Source organism: Pedosphaera parvula Ellin514, from assembly GCF_000172555.1.
Classification (GTDB): domain Bacteria; phylum Verrucomicrobiota; class Verrucomicrobiia; order Limisphaerales; family Pedosphaeraceae; genus Pedosphaera.
The window spans coordinates 56453-76979 of sequence record NZ_ABOX02000033.1 but is presented as its reverse complement, the minus strand read 5'-3'; the positions used below and the strand labels follow the sequence as shown (position 1 = coordinate 76979).

The 20527-nt window shown below is 51.9% G+C and carries 19 protein-coding genes; 12 read left to right on the top strand and 7 right to left on the bottom strand.

Translation table 11 applies throughout. From position 1 onward, the window contains the following. The first annotated feature begins 175 nt into the window (after window positions 1–175). Window positions 176–805, top strand: a complete 630-nt coding sequence (locus CFLAV_RS21495; protein ID WP_007416943.1) for a superoxide dismutase — start codon at window positions 176–178, stop codon at window positions 803–805. Between the two features lie 54 nt (window positions 806–859). Here the strand turns inward: CFLAV_RS21495 and CFLAV_RS21490 are convergent, their stop codons facing one another. From CFLAV_RS21490 to CFLAV_RS21480, 3 genes are all read right to left on the bottom strand, one after another. Further along, window positions 860–1684 carry an EcsC family protein gene (locus tag CFLAV_RS21490; RefSeq protein ID WP_007416942.1) on the bottom strand — a complete coding sequence of 275 codons (825 nt, stop codon included), beginning with the start codon at window positions 1682–1684 and terminating at the stop codon, window positions 860–862. A 40-nt stretch (window positions 1685–1724) separates the two neighbouring features. After that, window positions 1725–2666: a glutathione S-transferase family protein gene (locus CFLAV_RS21485; RefSeq protein WP_007416941.1), complete on the bottom strand. Its 942-nt coding sequence runs from the start codon at window positions 2664–2666 to the stop codon at window positions 1725–1727. 315 nt (window positions 2667–2981) lie between these two features. After that, complete coding sequence (locus tag CFLAV_RS21480; protein ID WP_007416940.1) at window positions 2982–5615, bottom strand: hypothetical protein; 2634 nt, start codon at window positions 5613–5615, stop codon at window positions 2982–2984. 132 nt (window positions 5616–5747) lie between these two features. On the opposite strand from CFLAV_RS21480, the gene CFLAV_RS21475 reads away from it, so the two are divergent. After that, the gene (locus tag CFLAV_RS21475; RefSeq protein WP_007416939.1) at window positions 5748–7580 is read left to right on the top strand and encodes an alpha-amylase family protein; all 1833 of its coding nucleotides are present in this window, start codon (window positions 5748–5750) and stop codon (window positions 7578–7580) included. Between the two features lie 13 nt (window positions 7581–7593). Here CFLAV_RS21475 and rnhA read toward each other — a convergent pair whose 3' ends face one another. After that, window positions 7594–8187, bottom strand: a complete 594-nt coding sequence (rnhA, locus tag CFLAV_RS21470) for a ribonuclease HI (protein WP_007416938.1) — start codon at window positions 8185–8187, stop codon at window positions 7594–7596. 204 nt (window positions 8188–8391) lie between these two features. On the opposite strand from rnhA, the gene CFLAV_RS21465 reads away from it, so the two are divergent. Beyond that, window positions 8392–8952 (top strand): hypothetical protein, encoded by a 561-nt coding sequence (locus CFLAV_RS21465; RefSeq protein WP_007416937.1) that lies wholly within the window; start codon window positions 8392–8394, stop codon window positions 8950–8952. Between the two features lie 428 nt (window positions 8953–9380). Here the strand turns inward: CFLAV_RS21465 and CFLAV_RS21460 are convergent, their stop codons facing one another. Together CFLAV_RS21460 and CFLAV_RS21455 are read right to left on the bottom strand one after the other, a co-directional pair. Further along, the gene (locus tag CFLAV_RS21460; protein WP_007416936.1) at window positions 9381–9929 is read right to left on the bottom strand and encodes a ferritin-like domain-containing protein; all 549 of its coding nucleotides are present in this window, start codon (window positions 9927–9929) and stop codon (window positions 9381–9383) included. A gap of 157 nt (window positions 9930–10086) precedes the next feature. Next, complete coding sequence (locus CFLAV_RS21455) at window positions 10087–10644, bottom strand: response regulator (protein WP_150107527.1); 558 nt, start codon at window positions 10642–10644, stop codon at window positions 10087–10089. A gap of 395 nt (window positions 10645–11039) precedes the next feature. Here CFLAV_RS21455 and CFLAV_RS21450 point away from each other — a divergent pair, with 395 nt between their 5' ends. Further along, window positions 11040–12353 (top strand): PQQ-like beta-propeller repeat protein, encoded by a 1314-nt coding sequence (locus CFLAV_RS21450; protein ID WP_007416933.1) that lies wholly within the window; start codon window positions 11040–11042, stop codon window positions 12351–12353. A 50-nt stretch (window positions 12354–12403) separates the two neighbouring features. Here the strand turns inward: CFLAV_RS21450 and CFLAV_RS21445 are convergent, their stop codons facing one another. After that, window positions 12404–14779, bottom strand: coding sequence for a glycoside hydrolase family 31 protein (locus CFLAV_RS21445; RefSeq protein WP_007416932.1), 2376 nt, complete (start codon window positions 14777–14779; stop codon window positions 12404–12406). A gap of 562 nt (window positions 14780–15341) precedes the next feature. On the opposite strand from CFLAV_RS21445, the gene CFLAV_RS21440 reads away from it, so the two are divergent. From CFLAV_RS21440 to CFLAV_RS36185, 8 genes are all read left to right on the top strand, one after another. Then, window positions 15342–16058 carry a ferredoxin--NADP reductase gene (locus CFLAV_RS21440; protein WP_040549704.1) on the top strand — a complete coding sequence of 239 codons (717 nt, stop codon included), beginning with the start codon at window positions 15342–15344 and terminating at the stop codon, window positions 16056–16058. 62 nt (window positions 16059–16120) lie between these two features. Beyond that, entirely contained in the window at window positions 16121–16372 is a 252-nt protein-coding gene (locus tag CFLAV_RS21435) for a hypothetical protein (RefSeq protein WP_007416930.1), read from the top strand. A 51-nt stretch (window positions 16373–16423) separates the two neighbouring features. Next, on the top strand, window positions 16424–17566 hold the full coding sequence (gene gcvT / locus CFLAV_RS21430; RefSeq protein ID WP_007416929.1) for a glycine cleavage system aminomethyltransferase GcvT: 1143 nt from the start codon (window positions 16424–16426) through the stop codon (window positions 17564–17566). A 31-nt stretch (window positions 17567–17597) separates the two neighbouring features. Beyond that, complete coding sequence (gene gcvH, locus CFLAV_RS21425; RefSeq protein ID WP_007416928.1) at window positions 17598–17984, top strand: glycine cleavage system protein GcvH; 387 nt, start codon at window positions 17598–17600, stop codon at window positions 17982–17984. Window positions 17985–18027: 43 nt separating this feature from the next. Continuing rightward, window positions 18028–18291, top strand: a complete 264-nt coding sequence (locus CFLAV_RS21420) for a glutaredoxin family protein (RefSeq protein WP_007416927.1) — start codon at window positions 18028–18030, stop codon at window positions 18289–18291. Further along, window positions 18284–19186, top strand: a complete 903-nt coding sequence (gene lipA, locus CFLAV_RS21415; protein WP_007416926.1) for a lipoyl synthase — start codon at window positions 18284–18286, stop codon at window positions 19184–19186. The genes CFLAV_RS21420 and lipA overlap by 8 nt, the downstream gene beginning before the upstream one ends. A 68-nt stretch (window positions 19187–19254) precedes the next feature. Continuing rightward, window positions 19255–19617 carry a winged helix-turn-helix domain-containing protein gene (locus CFLAV_RS21410; protein ID WP_040549703.1) on the top strand — a complete coding sequence of 121 codons (363 nt, stop codon included), beginning with the start codon at window positions 19255–19257 and terminating at the stop codon, window positions 19615–19617. Between the two features lie 140 nt (window positions 19618–19757). Beyond that, window positions 19758–20504: a type II secretion system protein gene (locus CFLAV_RS36185; RefSeq protein ID WP_083809076.1), complete on the top strand. Its 747-nt coding sequence runs from the start codon at window positions 19758–19760 to the stop codon at window positions 20502–20504. Window positions 20505–20527 lie beyond the last annotated feature (23 nt).

Sequence of the window (20527 nt, the reverse complement as noted above, 5' to 3'; positions counted from 1 at the left end):
TTGCAAGCGAGTTCTTCATCATCAAGACGCAATAACTCCCGGTAAAAGTGTTTGTGGTTCAGGCAATTTTGTTACTCCCCACTTGTGCCTTTGCTTTTCATCGGCTAGAGTCTGATTACCAATCGGGATTTCGTTGGTTCATTACGGATAATTAAACTTTAAAATTAAGACTATTATGGCATACGAACTACCTCCACTTCCTTATCCAAACGATGCTCTTGAGCCGCATATCGATGCGAAGACGATGGAAATCCATCATGACAAGCATCATGCCGCCTACGTGAACAACGTCAACAAGGCGATTGCCGGCAAGGCAGATTTGGAAAAGAAGAGCCCCGAAGAATTGATCAGCAATCTGAGCGCAGTTCCGGAAGACATCCGCGGTGCCGTGCGCAATAATGGCGGCGGCAATGTCAACCACTCCTTCTTTTGGAAGCTGATGGGACCAAAGGCCGGTGGAACTCCCACAGGCGCATTGGCAGATGATATCAAGGCAACCTTTGGCAGTTTCGACGCGTTCAAGGAAAAGCTTGAAGCGGCTGGTGTTGGCCGGTTTGGAAGTGGCTGGGCCTGGCTGATCGTGAATAACGGGAAGCTGGAGATTGCCTCCACCGCGAACCAGGACAATCCAATCATGGGCAAGGCAATTGCTGGTTGCGAAGGCAAGCCCATCCTGGGAGTCGACGTCTGGGAACATGCTTATTATCTGAAATACCAGAACAAGCGGCCTGATTACCTCAAGGCTTTCTGGAATGTTGTAAACTGGAATGAAGTCGCGAAGAATTACGAAGCGGCGAAGAAATAATTCCTAATTTTTTAAATCAAGCACGGATGGCCAAAACCGTCCGTGCTTTTTTATTTAGACTGCGATCTGGTCGTAAGCTTCCTTGACTTGGGCCATGCCGTATTTGGCTTCGAGGCGTTTCACGATGAAGTGGCCGCGGGCCATGTCTTGAAAGTGAGCGATAAAGAGAACGTTGATCAATCCGCCGCCCGCCGCGCCGATAATGGGAATGGCTTTGGCTGCCACCTCCTCGGAAACCATGACGCCGAAGCGCGAGGCAATCTCATTGATCAAGCGAACGATGACCGGCGCGGTTTCATTGAGTGCGCCTTTTTGTGTGATGTAAGTAGCGGCTTCGGAAACGGTCTTGCTTAGCGCAGCACGGGTGAGCCAATACATGCTCTCGCTCGCGTCATCGGTTTTGCGAGTGCCTCCCAAGGCAAAGACTTCGAGACATTCGAGCTTTGTCTCAATGAGGGCGATGTCATGGCCTTCGCTTCGGGCGATATCAGCGATCGAGCGGAGCATGATGGTGGTGGAAATGGGTAGTTCGATCGGCAACGCAGCAAGACCGAAGGCCCCGCCGATTCCGCCCGAAGCTCCGACGAGAACCTTATGAAACAATTCCCTGGAACGCCGTGGGCTTTTTCGGCCCAACGTCGCGACGGCAGTTTCGAGGGCCTTGGTCAAAGCTGATTTGGCGGCTTTGTTTACAGCAACAGACCAATTGGCTGGGAGCATGGCGAAGCCTTTTTCCAGCGGAGATCCCAGCAGGTTTGCCATGCGAATGGTTAAACCGGGATTTTCGAGTAGATATTTCGCGACCTTCAAATCCTTCAATTCTGTGCGCATCATTGCTGGAATCACGGGTGGAACGTTCATCTGCGAGTACGATGCCATCGATTGCAACGCCGCTCAACCGTCAACCGACTATAATCTATTACAGCCGCTCGCGGCCATGGGGGCGGTCGAAGTCAAGTTCGGGGCCGAGCGGCACGATCCGCGTGGGATTTATCTCTTCATGGGTCATGTAGTAATGACGCTTGATGTGGTCCATGTTTACGGTTTCGGCAATGCCCGGCTGTTGGTAAAGATCGAGCAAATAACCGTGCAGGTTTGGATAATCAACGATACGGCGAAGATTGCATTTGAAGTGGAGATAATAGACGGCATCGAAGCGGATCAAGGTGCAGAAAAGCCGCCAATCGGCTTCAACGATCCGATGTCCAAAAAGATAGCGACTGGTGGCGAGGCGAGTTTCAAGTTCATCCAAGGCGGAGAAGACAGCTCGACAGCCTTTTTCGTAAGCGCGTTGCGAGATGGCGAAACCGGCTTTGTAAACACCGTTATTGACGTTGTTATAAATGAAGGCACTCAGTTTTGCCTGTTCGGCTTCGATAGCTTTGGGAAATAGATCCACCTCTGCTTTGCCGATGGAGTTGAAAACGTCATTGAACATCCGACAGATATCGTCTTCGGAGTTATTGATGATCTTGTTGGTTTGTTTATCCCAAAGGACGGGGACGGTAACCCGGCCATCGAAGTCCGGATCAGTGGCCTGATAAGCTTCGCTCAGGAAGGCGAAGTGATTGACCGGATCATGGCTAAAACCAGGTCCGTCGCGAAAGGCCCAACCGCGTTCGTCCCGGACCGGATCGACAACCGTGACGCCGATGGCGGACTGCAACCCTTTAAGATTTCGCACGATGAGCGTGCGGCTGGCCCACGGGCAGGCTAGGGAGATATAGAGATGATAGCGGCCGGCAACGGCTGGGTAGGGCGTGGAACCATCGTTGGAAATCCATTCTCGGAATGCGTCCTCCTGGCGATTGAATTCACCATTTTCCAGTTGTTCTTTGGGAAATAAGGCCTTCACAGTCATGCCGAAAAGTAGTTTGTACAATGGAAATTGTCCAATGCGACCGTCGCCTGGCCCAAAGTGAGCAACAGGTGACTGGCTGGAAAATTGAATTGCCCCCCTTTCCGACCCAGCCCCGGTGCATATAAATTCCACTCTCCAAGTCAACGCTCCTCGTAATCTTCAACTCACGTGGATGCACCGGGGCTTCCGACACATTTAGAATCGTTTTAATTAAGCTTTTTCTCCATGGGGTAAGGACTCTGTTTTAAGGGTAAGCGCATCACGTTGGTAAAGTTGCCCATGGCGAGCCTGGCGAAGTCTATTTCGCGCTCGCGCTCAATGGCTGGCGCTTGATGGAGGTGAATCGACGACTGCGTCCAGGGAGAGCAGCCGTTCCAGCACGTCGGAGGGGCGATAAAAATATTGTAATTCGGGTTCCCAACCGAGACGTGAATCGGCGCGCACGAAACGGAGGGCTTCCTCGGTGCTTACGATTTGAGCGGCGGCTATTTGTTTCATGTGCAGAATGTCGCCCTTATCACGGGCCTTGTAGAAATCGAGATCGTCGGCATAAGCGCGGTAGGTGTAGCCAACCATCCAGGCCACGCCGTAGTCCCGTTGAGCGGTCCAGCGGCGCACGCCCGTCGAGGCTTCCATGGCATCCTGTAAATCGTGAAGACCGTCGTCCCAGCGTTCGCAGAGGTGTCGCAGAAGTTTGGACATCAACTCGGGGGAGTAGGGTGCCGTCCAATGAGTCCAATCATCCTTGGGGTTTAAAAGGGTAACGGTGCCTAACGGAGGTGGAATGTCGCGTCGGTAGAGAAGAAGCGATGGACCGTGCTGGAGTGGTCCTGAGTATGGTGCGGAGGAGTAAGGATATTCCTCGGTGAAGGCGTCGCTTAATTTAGTCCAGCCGCTTACTGCAGGTGCGACGGCTTCGGGATTATAACGTCGGGCGGCGATGCGGCGGAGGATATCTTCCTCGTCCAATTGAGGATTCCATTGGCGCAGTGCAAAAGCTTCAGTGTTGGGCGAAGGATAACTGCCAATGGTCCAGGTGGCCATGGCGCCGGTTACATTGAGGTCGCGCATGGCGGTGGCTTTGCGGGCGAGCAGATTGGGAACGGGGATAAACGGCACGGTGCCGCATTCCCAGGTGGTGGAAAGCTGGACTTTAGCAAAGAAATCCAGGCCCGAGTCTTTGGATTGTTTGGCGCGGAGTTGGGCGCGAGGTGATGGGCCGACGACCGAGATGGAATATTCATCGACTTTCATGGCGACGCCGCCACGTTCAATGGTGGTGCCGCGTTCGAAGTCGGCCATGAGCGCCACGCCTTTGGGAAGTTGCTTGATGATTTGTTCCGGCACATTTTCACCGAGGACAGAATGCCAGCTCCAATCCCAGACGACAAAGCGGGCCTTGGGGTTGGCCGCCCAGGTGCCTTCCGCCATGCAACGAATGGATTCAGCGATGACGTCGGCAGGACTGCGCTGGGAGCAGCGGGGACAGGAGGTTTTGCCGCCATGGGCATGGGAGTAGCAATTGGCCAAGTTTTCGCTCGCTGTGATTAGAAACACCCCGCCAAGACCCGGGACTTCGCGAAAGAGCTTTTCAAAGGAGCCGCGCAAATGTTTTTGGACGGCTTCGGTCGAGGTGCACAAAGCGGCGGTATTGCCTTCGACCTGACCTTTGACATCCGGATATTTGTCGAAGAAAGCAAGCGGTTGAGAGCGAGGTTCATTTAGGTAGATGTAGACCTTCAGACTATGTTTGGCTGCGCGGTTGACGAGGTCGCGAAGTTTTTGCAAACGCTTTTCGCCGCCGACACCCATGCCGTCGAAAACGGGTGAGGGAACAAGGTCGCTTAGCAGCGCATAGATCCAAATGCCATCGGCGTCTTGATGAAAAATTGTATCGAGGTAACCATCGGGACAGGGATCAATCAAGTCCTGGCCGAGCACATCCGTCATGAGCGAAGAGTAAGGGAAAACGCAACGAGTGCTGAACGTCGGCCGGTTGGTTTCGCACGTGGTTGAAAGGAAGGGGCCGCCACGCTCCGCCATGCGATGTTCCAGTTCCACGAGGCCGCGGGCGAGACCGATTTCAGAGGAAGATTCCAGATGAATGGATTTTTTTTCGATCTTGAGAGAATAGGCTTCAGGAACATCGGAGGAAGGCCTGACCAGCAGAGTGATGGTATTATTCCCCGGCTTGCTTGCTTCTGAAAGGGAACCCTTTTTTGTTTGCTGACAAACGAGACAATAGTGAGCGAAATCAGCAACTGCATGCTTCAACACTTCACCTCTGCCTCGGGGGGTGTAGATTTTCCAGCCTGATTGGAGATTGGCCTCTGCCGATTTGGATGTGGTCTCGGGAATAAAATCAGGGCGATTATGAGCGAAGAAGAGATCGTTTTGATAACCCAGGCGAGGTTCTTCGGGGGTGTTTGAGACCGCTTCTTTATGGTGAGTAAAATGAATGGAAAACCATTGGAGGCGGGCTTTGGTTGCCGAATCGGGAATGGCGTATTTGATTGGGGACAAGTCGGCCGGAGGAGCAGCCAGGAGAGCGCGCAGGAAAATTTCCTTTCCAAGGAAGTCGTCGAATTGCTGGGGATTAAAATCGAGCAAGGCTTCGATCTGGTTACGGGGGATAATGGTCCAATTACGGCGCAGAACCATTTCGACGTTGCGCCGGATTTCTTCCGGAGTGAGTGATTCGGGAATTGAAAGACCCATCGCCTTGCCGGCCTTGTGGAGGGTTGTGACATCAGTGCCCAAAACCGTGGCCAGGCGCTCGTGTGGAACGATGTCCCAATTCCGATAAATTGTGGCGTAAAGGCGTGAGGGAAAATAATCGAGATCAGGACGGATTTCTTCGGCAGCGTGAAGGCCGATGCAAGCCAGGACTGCGATCAAAAGAACGGTTGAATAAATCCGGAGGTTTGAAGGAATGGTCGAGATCATCATGGCTGCAAAAGAGAAGTGTAGGTTTGATACTCAGTGGGTCAACGAAAATGGGTTGAAATAGCAACTGTGCGGCACCGAAAATGGATTATTCAGTTGCAGGTTGATGAGCGAGGAGGTTGGATTGTTTTAATCATGATGACATTCCGTATCAAGCATCGGTTCATTTTGTTAGCAATTGTTGCTTGTGTGGCTTGGACTCGGATGGCGTGGGCGGGTGCGGACGATTTGCGGTTGGGGACTGCTGGACATGCGTTTGAGCATCTTGGTTCCTACAGCGAGCAGGCTGATACGGCGGTGGCAAGCGGAGCGAATATACTTTATTGCACAGGATTGGGCGGTATGGGCTATTCGGGTCTGCCTGCGGAGGCTGAGTTGCAGGCGGCGAGCAAAAGTTCCAAGGCTTATCTGGGGAAGGCGAAGGCAAAGGGGGTGCGACTGGCGATTGGATATGTTTGCGCCACCTCAATAGTGAAGCTCGACTCGTTTGAGAAGAACTGGTCGCCGAAGTTTCGTTCTCAGTTTCAGAGTCCACCGAAGGATTGGCTGCAGCAGGATCGTAATGGAAAACCGCTGGCTTCCTGGTATGGCGGAGATTATCAACCAGCTTGCATGAATAATCCCGATTGGCGCGTGTATGAGAAATGCATGGTCAGGCTGCAGTTGGAGGCAGGTCATGACGGGATATTCTTCGACAATCCGACGGTGCATCCGGAAGGGTGTTATTGCAAATTTTGCATGGCGAAGTTCGGGGAATTCTCACGGAACGGCAAAAGCGCGGGCGTCGAAGTCGGGAGTTCGACGGAGGATCTGCGTCGATTGGCGTTAAGTCATCCTCGTGAATTCATGATGTTCCGCTGCACTACGGCGCGGGATTTTCTGGCCGAAATGCGCAAGTATGCGCGTTCCATCAAGCGCGACGCACTGATTACGTGCAATAACAGCCTGAACTCGCCGGATGTGTTTTATTCGCAGTGTCGCAATTATGGATACAACATCCATGAAATGAGCAAGAAGGAGGATTACGTGGTGGTGGAAGACATGGCGAGCCAGCCGCGCATGCTGGCCAATGGCGCATTGGTTGAATATGCGCCGACTTATAAACTGCTCCACGCGATCAGTCATGGAAAGCCGGTCGTCGCGGTGACGATAGCCGATGGTGATTATTGCACGGCGCCGAATTTGATGCGGTTGGCCATGGCGGAAGCGGCGGCAAATGGGGCATCATATCTTTCGTGGCCGACTCGGCCGGAGAATCAACGGCAGCGCATGTCGGCGGGTATCAGACAAGAAGCAGACTTCCTCAGACGAAATGAAAAGCTATTGAATGGGGTGAAGCCCCGTCGGGATGTGATGCTATTCCTTCCTTTCCGCCAATGGCTGGATACCAACTCGTGCGCTGTTTCAGGGGTGGCCGGGCTACTTTGCCGCTCGAATATACAGTTTGGAGTTTTCTGTGAGGACGATTTCAAGGAAGTTGTAAAAGCATCTTCCACCAGCAGTAAAAATCCGGTGATAGTGGCGGAATCTGCTTCGGTATGGAATGAAACGGAGAGGGCGTTGGTGGAGAAGTTTCAAAAGGCCGGCGGTCGGATTATCTTTGCGGATAAGAGTGATTGGTGGGGTGAATTGCAGAAGGTGCTGGTCCAGCCGAGCGTTGTGTTAGCTGCGCCGGCATTCGTGCGGGTGCTGGTGCAAGATCAATCGACTCGAAGCATCGTGCATCTCTACAACCTGAACACGCAAAAGGTTTCATCGTTTGAAGACAAGGTGCAACCGGTGGCAGATGTGAAATTGTCGGTCAGAGTGCCGTTTAAGAAGGTGAATCGGGTGCGGGCATTGACGGCGGATGGCGCGGGGACGGACGTTGCCTTGCCTTTTAAGGTGCGAACGGAAGGTGCGGCAAGCTTCGTTGAAGTGGTTGTTCCGAAGCTGGAAATTGCGACGATTTTGTGTGTGGAAAAGTAGGGGAATAGCCAAGTCACTTGATCAGTGACCTTAAACCGTGATTGAAAAGTTCGGAGGAGGATTTTGACACGGCATCGGCGGTTTTGAATTCCTTGAGGAGGGTTTTGAGGTGGTCTTTGGTGTGGGTTTTTTTGATGTGAGCGATGGCATCGGTGGCGAGCACGTCGCAGCGTTCGTTCCCAGTGTTGCCGGCGTGGCCTTTGACCCAGTGCCAGGAGATTTTGTGGCGGGCTACGGCGGTATCAAGTAAACGCCAGAGTTCGTCGTTTTTGACGGGCTTTTTATCCTTGGTGCGCCAGCCGTTGCGTTTCCAATTCCAAATCCAGCCGGAGACACCCTGACGGAGATATTCGGAGTCGGTGAAGAAATCAACTTCGCAAGGTTCCTTGAGAGCGGTGAGGGCTTCGATGGCGGCCTGAAGTTCCATGCGGTTGTTGGTGGTGGCCGGTGCGCCGCCGGAGAGTTCGCGTTTATGCGGGCCGAATTCAAGGATGGCAGCCCAGCCGCCCGGGCCGGGATTGCCATGGCACGCACCGTCGGTATGGATGGTGACTTTTTTCAATTGTTTGCGGAATGATTTTAACCACGAATGGACGTGGGTATGCACGAATAAAGGACGGAAAATATCCAATTGTTACATTGATGGTGACTGGACAGGTCCTCGGTGAGTCGGTGCAGGCGCAGAAGGTGCATTGAATCATCGCGTTAAAAAGCAGAAAAATCGGCCATCACTGCTGAAGGTTTTATGATGTTAATTTGGGGTCAACATGAATAAACAGATTGTCGGTCTGAGTGCTGGAGAATAATTGAAATGGATAAAGTTGTGATGAATGACGGTCAGGAAATCGGAGAGGTGAAGACGAATGCGAAGGTCAACGCCCTGCAATGGGGAATGGTGGTTGTGACGTTTTTATTTGGGATTGTGCTGGCGTTCGGCGCGGTGGCGGTGATGGCGACGAGCGGGTCGCCAGATATTTTTGCGGGGCTTTTTCGAATTGGATTGGCAATTTACTTTTTCTATGTTGCGAAGCGGGCGTGGGGTGAGTTGTCGGCGGCGAACCTACTGTCGAAGCAGACGGTTTGGATGGTGGCGTTGACGTCGACGTTGGCGGTGTTTGGGATTTTGTGGCAGGGGATTATTTATGGTGCGACGCGATCGGGGCGTCTCACCTGGGGTGGGTTGATTTTGCCACTGCTACCGGTGGCGATTATGGCTCATTGGATTCAACGAAAATTGTATCCGAGCGAACCACTGGGTCGGGTGGGGAAGGGGCCGGATTGGACGTGTCAACCGTGCGGTGAGGTGCATGAATCGCAGTTTGATTCTTGCTGGAAATGTGGGAAGGGGAAGGTTCGTGAAGGCCAACATTGAACATCCAAATGGGGCAGAGCTCGTGGACCGATGATATGATTGTTGGTTGGAAAATATTGAAGCCCTCACCCCGTCCCTCGCCCCGTTCAAGTATGTGCGAAGCGACGGGAACCGGAATGTCGGGATCATAGGTCGCGTGCGCTTAGATTGTGTGGCGTCGCGGACCATCTTAGTGGGGCACGCACACAGAAGTGACTCGCCCCACCTACGAACCTGACGGTAGGGTTGGAGCTTATACCGCATCCGCGGACAGACTCCATGAGCATTTGAGAAGCGACGACGTTGTTAGAATTCGACGGAGTCCCATTCCACCGATCATTGATTCCTAGCAGTGGAAGTTGAATTGTAGGTGCTTTGTTCGGATATTTTTGGGCTTTGGCAGGAACGGAGTTCCTGCCTTTATTCTGAATGGGTGACCGGATCTGCGATCAGACTCCGGCAGTCACGACTTTTTCGACACTGGCGACGGTTTCGCCTTTCTTTTCGGTGTCGTGACTGATGGCTTCGAGGTTGCAGAGGTTTTTGGCTATTTCCGACAGTTTCTCATCGGCCTCTTTTTCCTCACTGAGATTCATCTTCAGCAGGGCCAACACGCGCTCGTTTCCCAACTCCTTGGCCCAAGTGCAGAGGGTGCCATAGGTTGTGATTTCGTAGTGCTCGGCTTTTTGTCCGGTAGAAATCAAGCCGGCATCCAATGCGGTATTGCCCTTAAACTCAACGGACAGCAACTCGCCTTCGTCAATGATGCCTTCCAACCCAGTGCAAGGCTTGCGGCTCGGTTCCTGGCCAATGGCGCGGAAGACTTGTTCCAGACGGTTGACGTGTCCCTTAGTTTCTTCCAAGTGTTTGCTGAAGCTCGATTTCAGATCAGCGGATTCGGCGCTCTCAGCCATTGTGGGCAACGCCTCGACCAACTTTTGTTCGCCATCATAGATGTCTCTTAGTTCACTTAGAAATAGTTTCTCTAGATCATTCATAACTCTTTCCTCCTCCCTGCGTTGCGAACCATGTTTTCGACCATTGGCAACGCCAGATTCGACAGTTGCCTCATGCAACTGCCCTCTCAAGTACAAAATGATTCATGACCGGGGGAATGCAAGAAGATGAGGAGGGAAAAGAAGCGAAACCGGACATTCAACATTCAGACTGGAGGCGAACGAGGCCGAGTTGATGCCAGACTTTGTGGATGGTGAGGAGCTGGTGGGCGAGCTGTCTGGCGTCGTTGGTTTTGGGCAGGCAAAAATTGGCGCCGTGCTGGTAGAGTTCGCCGCGTTGTTCCGAGGTAAGGCTGGCGGATTGAACGATGATGGGCAGGGTCTCAAGGGTGGGTTGATGGCGAATCCAGGTGATGAGTTGCTGGGCGGAGAAAGCTGCCAGCCGGGAGTTGGTAATGACGAGATAGGGTTTGGGAAACACGATTTGATCTCTGAAAGGGCCGGTGCCGAGCAAATAGTTTTGCGCGGAGGAGATGTTGAGGACGCGATAAAGTCTGGCGCTTAAGCCGGCGGACTTGAGGGCGCGATCGAGGAGGTCGAAGTCTTCATCGCTATTTTCAATCGTAAGGATGGTTGGCGTGGGCGGAGAGGCGACCGGGTGACCCAAGGTTAATGGGAACGGTGTAAAAGGAGTTGCGGGCAGGGCGGAGGACTGGGTGTCGGGATAGGTTATTATAATGGATGTTACGTCTTTCATCGACAAAGAGTTAAACAGCTGAATGTAAAGGAATTTTGTGTGACGAGGGAGAATTGTAAATGAATTGTAAAGACGGGAAAACAAGTGATGAATGACAGAAAAGAGTGTGGGGAATGGACGCTGAGAATCAGAATTGGCAAAAACTGACAGGGGAAACGCAAGCATAGGAAGCACGGTGGATCGGGAGTTCAATAAAATTGTATGGTTGAGGTTGCAGAAGGTGTCGGAAGCCATTGGAAGGTAAAAGAATTCAAACAGCGAATTTGTGTGACGAATGAAGCCCCGGAAAAAAATTTTCTCGTGGTCGGAGTCTCAAAGAGTGGAATAGTTTATTGGGGCGGGGGGCGGGGTCGGAAACGATTGACAGGGTCGGTTTTTGTAGGATTCTTGTGGTTATGAATTTCAGCATTTCCAGAGCGGCATTAATGGGTGTGATTTCCATTGTTTGCGTGGCCACGAAAGTGGCCGGTGCGGATTGGACGCAGTACCGCGGGCCGAATCATGATGGGTCGAGCACGGAGAAATTGAAGTGGCCTGCGGCTGGGCCGAAGGAAGTTTGGAAGACACCGTTGGAGACGGGATTCAGTTCATTTGCGATTGGCAATGGAGAGGCTTTTACCCTGGTGCAACGGGACGTTGAGGGTGCAAACCAGGAAGTGTGTCTGGCCTTGAATGCGGATTCGGGGAAACAGTTGTGGGCACAACCGCTGGGGATCGCCAAATACCAGGGTGGCGGGGACGCGGGGGCATCTGATAACAAGGGTGGCGATGGCCCGAGGTCAACCCCTGCGTACGATGGCGGCAAGGTTTATACGATGTCGTCGCGACTGGTATTGGATTGTTTCGATGCAAAATCGGGCAGGAAGCTTTGGTCGCATGATTTGATCAAGGAAAATGCTGGCCGAAATATTTCATGGGAGAATGCGGCGTCGCCACTGATTGATGGAGATTTGATTTTCGTGGCGGGCGGTGGGGCGGGGCAGTCATTGTTGGCATTTGACAAGAAGGATGGGCATCTGGTTTGGAAAGGGCAGGATGAAAAAATGACGCACTCGACGCCGATAGCGGCGACGATCCTGGGTGAACGGCAGGTGATATTTTTCATGCAGTCGGGTTTGGTTTCGGTGGCTCCGAAGGATGGGAAATTATTGTGGAAATATAAATTTCGTTACAGCACGTCGACGGCGATGAGCCCGATTGTTTACCAGGACATGGTTTATTGCTCGGCGGGTTATGGCGTGGGCGCGAGTGCCTGCAAGGTATCGAAGAACGGGGATAACTGGGAGGCGACGCAGTTGTGGTTTGAGCCGGCGAATGTGATCAATAATCATTGGAGCACTCCGGTGTGCAAGGATGGATACCTGTACGGAATTTACGGATTCAAGGAGTTTGGCAAAGCACCATTGAAATGTGTGGAGATGGCAACGGGAAAGATTTTGTGGTCGAAGGAAGGATTTGGGCCGGGCGGTTGCACGTTGGTGGATGGAAATGTGCTGGTGCTGAGTGATGCGGGAGAACTCGTCCTGGTAAAGGCGATTACCAGTGGCTACGAGGAATTGGGTCGCAAACATGCCGTGGCCGGCAAGTGCTGGAGCACACCCTGCGTGAGCAATGGGAGGATTTATGCGCGAAGCACGAAGGAAGGCGCCTGCCTGGAAGTGGGAGCGAGTGCGACTGCGAGATTGGATAATACATTCACCACGCATTGATTAAATTGAACAACTGAAATTATCGACTCTGACCACGCAGAGGTGAATCATCATTTTAAAGTGATCTCCATCCCGGAATTTGTGTTCGGCAGTTCGAGGGAGCAGATGTTCGTGAGTTGATCGAAGTGAGTTGCGACGGGGCGGTTGTTTGTTTTGGCGCGTAGATGCTTCGAAACACCACGCAGAATCACCCGCCAGATTTTGACTTTGCTGGCACGTCTGCCTGTGGGTACTGAAAGATGGATTCTGCCGGAGTTCTTTTCCAGTGAAGAGGTGATTTGGCGTTCGAGGTAGTCACCACTTGTATAGTTCATCGTGACTCCATCATCCTCATACCAATTGAGCGCGCCGTTTGCACCGGGCCAGATGTGGAGGTTGATGGTAGTGAGTGGTTTTTGATCAACAAATTGTTGAACCGCTGCCATGGGAATTATTGCGCCTCCACGGACGTAGAGCGGGATTTTTTCGATGGGAGCATCAGCCAGGACATGACGTGCGCCAGCGTGCTTTTGACCGGTCCAAAAGTCGAACCATTCGCCGCGTGGAAGATAGACGCTTCGGGCGACCGCACCTTGCCTCACAATGGGTGCAACCATCAGGCTGTCTCCCAGCATGAACTGATCCCCGGCGGCGGTGGCGACAGGATCATCCTGATAATGCCAAAATAATGGCCGCATGATCGGAGTGCCATTACGATGGGCTTCACTGAAAAGCCCGTAGAGGTACGGCAGCAGTTGGTAACGCAATTCAATGTAGCGACGGCAGATTGCTTCCACTTTCGGACCAAAAGCCCAGGGTTCCTGGTCAATAGTTTTGATGTTGGTATGATTGCGATAAAAAGGGGTGAAGGTTGCCATCTGAAACCAGCGCAGCAAAAGTTCCGGAGTGGTGTTGTCCAGAAACCCCCCGATGTCGCCACCGCAAAAAGCCAATCCGCTGATGCTCAAGTTGAGAAACATCTGAATCGCATCGTTCAGGTGATCCCAGACGGAACTGTTATCGCCAGTCCAAACCATGGCGTAGCGTTGCACGCCTGCGTATCCGGCCCGGCTGATGACGAAGGGGCGTTCGTTCGGTTGGTGAGCGAGGGCTCCTTCGCGCGAAGCACGGGCCATTTGCATTCCGTAAAGATTATGTGCGTCACTGTGCGGCATGAGGCCCACGTCGGTATGGTGAGGACATTTTTCAGGAAGGGTTTTGGTGGGCAGTGCAAAATTTGCCGGCTCATTCATGTCATTCCAAAAACCGGCAACACCTAGTTCCAAAAGCTTGTTTTGTTCGCGTCCCCACCATTCGCGGACGTTCCGCCGAAGGAAGTCCGGAAAGCGCGACCGTCCTGGCCAAACGCGACCAACATAATCCTTCCTGCCTTGCGGATCTTTCACGAAGGCATTTTCTTTGAGGCCGCGCTTCAGCACGTTGAAATCGGGATCATCCTTGACACCAGGATCCACAATAGTGACCACCTTGAATCCCTTTTTTGCCAATCTCGACATCAGTTGTCCGGGCTTGGGATAAGTTTTGCCAAAAGTGAAAACGCGGTAGCCATCCATGTGATGGATGTCGAGGTAAATCACATCGCAAGGTATTTTTTTGTCACGGAAAGTTTTCGCGACTTCTTCAGTCCGCCTGGCTGTTTCATAGCTATAACGACATTGTTGATATCCCAAAGCCCACATCGGGGGCATAGGCATGCGACCAGTCAATTCGGTGTAACGGGCAACCACGTCGCCGACTTCTGGGCCGAGGAAAAGATACAAATCAATTTCACCTGATGCCGCAGTCATCTGCCAGTTATCCTGGTTTGTCTGGCCGATATCCCAAAGTTGGCGTGCAGGGTTATCCCAGAAGAGACCTGCCGCGCTACCTTGTCGAAGTGAGATAACAAAAGGGATTGAAACGTACAGACTGCGCAAGCCTGGGTAGATTGCCTTCGCGTGTCCAAGGACATCGATGTTCCACAGTTCTCTGATGAGGCCACGTTTATTATAGGTGCCGGTGGTTTCGCCTAATCCGAAGATGCTTTCGTCAGCGGTTAATTTCAGAGTGACTCCAGCCTTGGTGACCTGAAAACCTGTAGCGCCTGCCAGTGAGTCAAAAGCAACATTCCCATGCAGGTCGCACAGCTTCCATTGTCCGTTTTTCAGATTGAGCGATAGCCTGCCTTTTTCAGTTGCCAGGACGATTTCGCCTCCACTTTGGGTTATCTTCGTTACATGAGCAGGCCATTCGGTTTTGCTCACAGCCCAGGAAGGACGCTCAGAAAAGCTCCTTGCCCGTGCAATTCGTAAACGAAATAAATCTGGTGCCAAAGCAGTAATTTGAACGGTATCACGGGACGATTGGACCAATGCAGCTTGCGAACCGATATCCCGAACCTGCAGTTGGCCGATGGACTTAACCGTAGCCCCGTTGAACTTGCTCATACGGGCAATTTAATACTGCCCTTTAGGATTTGTCACCGTAGCTTTATTCCTGCAGGAATAAATTTGCCTGAGCTCTCAAAATGTTGAGGTGATACCATGTCCTCCGAAACATCTGTGGACACCGGTGAACCCAAAAACACAGATCGGGCGCATGAGTAATCGCACCTGGGGAGCGCTCGGACGGCGGCGTCCGTATTTTCAGACTGGTGCCATTCTCAGCAGCATTGCTCTTCTCTGATGTTCATGCCAGAAGACAGCAAAGGGAGCGGTTTTGATTGGAATCAATAAATGCACCGAGCTTTCCTGATAAAAGAGTGATAATTTGAGTCTTCGAGAGTGAAGTAAACTGGAAAACAGGATTGGTAAGTGCACGATTTGCAAGTCATACAGGGAAGCCTAAAGTTCGGGTTGGCACCTCGTTCGGCTGCAATTTATAGTGTGAGTAAGGAAAACTCAAGGCAGTGAAACGGATGAATGAAGACATTTTGTCTCATTTTTTTGGTGCAAGCTTCCCAGTCTTCAGGTTTCCTTCTTAATGTCTGACACGAATCTACGGATACCTATGGCTAAAGTAATTGCCGAAATGTTAATCGACGCAGCCACGATGGAGCTGCCTGATACGAAAACGGTGAAATTTAAGTGGCCTGAAGGCTATGACATTGAATTTAAGACGGGCCAATTCATCACCGTGTATTGGCCGGATACGCCCAACTATAAGCGGGCCTATTCATTGTCGTCCTGTGCACTCGACCGGGGTTTTTTTGAAGTTACGGTAAAACGTGATGGAAAAATGGGAACACGAATCGTCGATTGGGCCAAGGTGGGAGATAGAATGGTTGTGATCCCGCCAACCGGGAGGTTTTTGCCGGTGTTCGAACCAAATAAGCATTTGATCTGCATTGCCGGTGGTTCCGGTGTGACGCCTTTTCGCGGATTTGTTCGCGACGCAACAAAGCGCAAGCTGGAAACAAAGATAACGATTCTGTATAGCGTTCGTACCACCAACGACATCATTTTCAACACTGAGTTTCGCCAGTTGGAAGAGGAAAATCCAAACTTCAAATTTCATGTCACCTGCACGCGCCTGCCAGAGAACGATCCATGGAGCGGCCGGCGCGGCAGAATTGATGTAAATTGGGTTAAAGAGAACATCAAGGACCTGGCGAACACAGTCTTTTATGCCTGCGGTCCTACGGAATTGGTAGAGAACACCGAGCGCATGGTGGTTCACGATATGGGTGTTCCCAAGGCGCAAATGCTCCTTGAGAAGTGGGGCTGAGACCTTCTTACAACCGGGACTATGGGGCGCCACAAACAGGCCATCGAATTACGGAGAAAAATATGACAGCCAGACTCATTGTTTTCACAAAAGATGGCAGGAAGGTGTCACAGCCCCTTGCCGTTCATCACACTGAATCGTCCAACCCTGAACTCAAGATCGTGCTGGATACCAGCACTGAGCATTTTAGTGAATGGCTCTTTTTCTTCATGAGAGATCTGGGTGGTTACATTGAAACCACGAATCCTGAAGCTGTCTGTGCGGCCTTGAATATTCCATGTGACGAGGAAGGGATCGTCAAGGTAGACAAATAATTCGCTTGCGACCCTTTGCAGTTTGCGGGTCGTTAAATTAGAATCCATAACATGTTGAAGCGCACTCCACTTTTCGATATCCACCAAAAGCTTGGTGGCCGCCTGGTTGAGTTTGGCGGCTGGGAAATGCCTGTCCAATACACCAGCATCATGGATGAGCATCAGGTTGTTCGGAAGGCGGGCGGGTTGTTCGATATCTCGCACATGGGCGAAGTGCTGGTGAGTGGTTCGGGAGCCGAAGAATTCCTGAATCACACATTGACGAACGACATCCGAAAACTGGCAGTGGGAGGCGGGCAATATACTTTGATGTGTAATGAGCAGGGCGGGGTCATTGATGACCTGTATGCCTATCGGCTGGCCGGGGAGGAGTATCTTCTAATAATCAACGCTTCCCGCATAGACGTGGATGTGCCCTGGTTGGAAAGTCAACTGGCTGCCTTTGCCAAAAAGAATTCAGTAACGCTTAAAAACACGTCCGAACAGACTGGCGCGGTGGCGTTGCAAGGACCGCGTGTTTCTGAATTTATCAACCAGTGTTTTCCGGGAACTGCCAGCGGTGGAACTGCTGTTGCCAGCCCATCTGAACTTAAGAAAAACCAGATTGCCCGGTTTAGTTTCTCTGGCAAACCAGTGTGGGTTTCGCGCACTGGCTACACTGGTGAGGATGGCTTTGAAATCGTGGCTCCTGCCGAGATCATCGGCGAGGTATGGTCCAGGATTATGACAATCGGACATCAGTACTGTCTGCAGCCGGCTGGACTTGGGGCACGGGATACGTTGCGGACAGAAGTCTGTTATCCTTTGTATGGACATGAACTGGATGAGCAGACCACGCCTATTGAGGCCGGACTTGGGTTCTTTGTTTCGTTCGATAAAGGAGACTTCGTTGGACGCGCAGTCCTGGCCGGGCAAAAAGCCAGCGGCGTGACAAAAAAATGCATTGCTTTCAAAATGACCGACAAATCTGCTCCTCCCAGACCGCACTATCCAATCTGGAGCACAGGACCGAATCCGGTGCAGATCGGAGAAGTTGTCAGCGGAACCCAGAGTCCCTCGCTTGGTAATGGGATTGGCATGGGTTACGTAAAGACAGAATTTGCCAAAGCTCAGACGCCGATAGAAATTGAAATCCGCGGCAAACGTGCTGCCGCGCTCATAGTTTCGAAACCTCTCTACAAAAAACCTGTTTGACCAAAACCAGAGTCCCTGACTCAATCCTCCTATGTCAAATGTTCCTTCTGATCTCAAATACGCCAAATCCCACGAATGGGTGCGCGTAAGCGGTGATACCGCGGTAATCGGTATTACTGATCATGCCCAACATGAACTGACCGATGTTGTGTTTGTGGAGCTTCCAGAAGCAAACCGACAGGTCAAGGCCGGGGAAGCGTGCGCCGTGGTCGAATCCGTGAAGACGGCGAGCGATATTTATTCGCCAGTCAGCGGCCAGATCATTGAAGTAAACAAGGCTGTGGTGGACAATCCTGGTTTGGTTAATACTGAACCCTATTCCGGCGGTTGGTTTTACAAAATTAAACTGAGCCAGCCTGGGGAAACGAGCAATCTCATGAGTCCAGAGCAGTATACCGCGCAAATCGGCGGAGCTTAATTCGTTGCCAGCCATTGAAATCTGTCGTTTCCTCCTGCAAGTTATGGCCGTGAACGAGAAAAAGATTCGCCTGTTTATCAAACCTTACTGCGGTTGGTGTCATAAGGCCACCAAATGGCTGGATGACCATGATGTGGAATACGAAGTTGTGGACGTTATTGCCAACGATGATGCTTTTGACGAAATGGTGAAACTATCCGGACAGGAACTCGCTCCCGTCATTGATGTTCATGGGAGAATTCTCGCAGACTTCGGCCCGGACGAACTCGCGCGTTTTTGGAAAAAGCTGGAGCAAGGCAATGCCTGACATAATTTCTCCACCCCAGACAGGTTCCCAACCACGCCCACGCCTGCCGGAATGGTTGCGCATCAAACTGCCGACTTCGGATACCTTCTCCCATACCCGGGGCTTGCTGGATGAACTGAAACTCCACACCGTGTGCGAGAGTGCGAAGTGCCCCAACCACTGGGAATGCTGGAGCAAAGGAACCGCCACCTTCATGATCGCAGGTGACCGCTGCACCCGCGCCTGCGGTTTCTGTGCGGTTTCCACTGCCAAGCCGTTGGTGCTTGAGTCCGACGAACCTAATCGGGTTGCGGAAGCAACCCGTCGCATGCGATTAAAGCATGTGGTGATCACGGCTGTGGCCCGCGATGATTTGCACGACGGCGGAGCTGATCACTTTCGCCAGACGATTGAAGCCGTTCGCACATTGAACCCGGGGATTATCATTGAAGTGCTCACTCCGGATTTCCTGGAGAAAGATGCTGCCATCGACACCGTCCTCTCAGCCAATCCGCACATTTTTAATCATAATCTTGAGACTGTGCGTCGTTTGACCCCTTCAGTGCGTTCGCGGGCAACCTATGATCGTTCCCTGAGTGTTTTGGCCAAGGTTAAAGCCAAACGTGGCGATGGCATCCATACCAAGTCGGGACTCATGCTTGGATTGGGAGAAACCGAAGCGGAGCTGTTCACCGCCATGGAGGATTTACGCCGTTCGGACTGCGATATTCTGACGTTGGGCCAATACCTGCAACCCACGTTGAAGCATTTGCCAGTTGTGGAATTTGTAAACCCGACGAAGTTTGCGGAGTATAAAACAGTTGCCGAGAAGATGGGTTTTGTGCACGTCGCCAGTGGTCCGATGGTCAGAAGTTCCTATCATGCGGACGAATTTCACCTGCCGGAAGGCTCGTGATAACCTTCGATCCTTTACGCTTATTGATTTCCATTAGCTCTTACTCGAAATATTGCTAGCTTAAACCCGTGAAAGCCAGTCCTCGATCCAAGAAGCTTCAACCCCGCTTCCGAATTCTTTGTGGGAAGGAAATTGCGATGGGCCCCGGTAAGGCGGAGCTTCTGGAGCAGTTGCAGAAGACCGGATCCATCGCCGACGCTGCGCAGAATCTTGGGATGTCGTATATGCGAGCCTGGAAACTAATCAAGACCATGGAAGAATGCTTCAAGGAACCTCTGGTCTTGGCGACTCGTGGTGGATCAAAGGGTGGCGGTGCTGGACTTTCTGCTGCGGGTGAAAAAGTGCTCCGACTTTACCGGGAATTGGAAGCAAAGAGCTTAAAGGCAAGCGCCAAAACCTGGGCTCAAATGGTTAAGTTCCTCGCGGATTGATTTTCCTCGTTGGGTATCTCCGGTCAAAGCGGCGCCGCGATATATTTGACAGAATATAACGGATTGATATTAATACACGGATGCGAGCGCGCTTCAAATCCATCTCTGACGAACGAGTTGGGGTCATTCAGGCAAAAGATATGATTGTGGAGGGATTTACTTTGATCGAGCTGCTCGTCGTGATAGCCATCATTGCCATTTTGGCGGGACTGCTATTACCGGCTCTGACTCGAGCCAAGGAGAAGGCGAAGCAAACGAGTTGTTTAAACAATCTGAAGCAAATTGGCATCGGGTATATTCTTTATCGCGACGACAACGGAGATATCAATGTGCCTTATCGGTATTGCCCCGATACGCCAACTGATCCCTATGGTAGTACGGCGGGCGTCCCATCTGGAAACGGGCCAAATAGTCCACCGCCGACCGGCCCTAATGAAATATGGTGGGCGCCTTATGATCCCACCCAGGTTCCCGACGGCGTCCCTGGAGCTGGGTTTAAAACCGGACTCCTGTTTCCGTATTTGAACGTTACCAATATTTTCAAGTGCCCGGTCGAGCAACAATGGCAATGCGGATATGGCATGAACTATAGCGAGGGCAGTCCCATGGTGAAACCGGACGGATTTGTTACTCACGCCGCTGAGCGTCTAATTATTTGGGATCATCGCCGCAGCCCAGGTTGCTCAGACTCACGTGTGACGGCGGCACCGCGTCCTCCGTGGGTTCCTTTTGACAATACCAGCCACTATCCTACGCGACATGGAGCAGGATTCAATGGCCTCTTCTATGACGGTCATGCCGAAATCATCAAACCTTTACAATTGCGTGTAAGCAATTTTCGAGAACCGGGATCGCAACCGCCCGTGCCGGGTTATCCAGGCGAATGAAGTGCTGAAACATTGGGTCATGG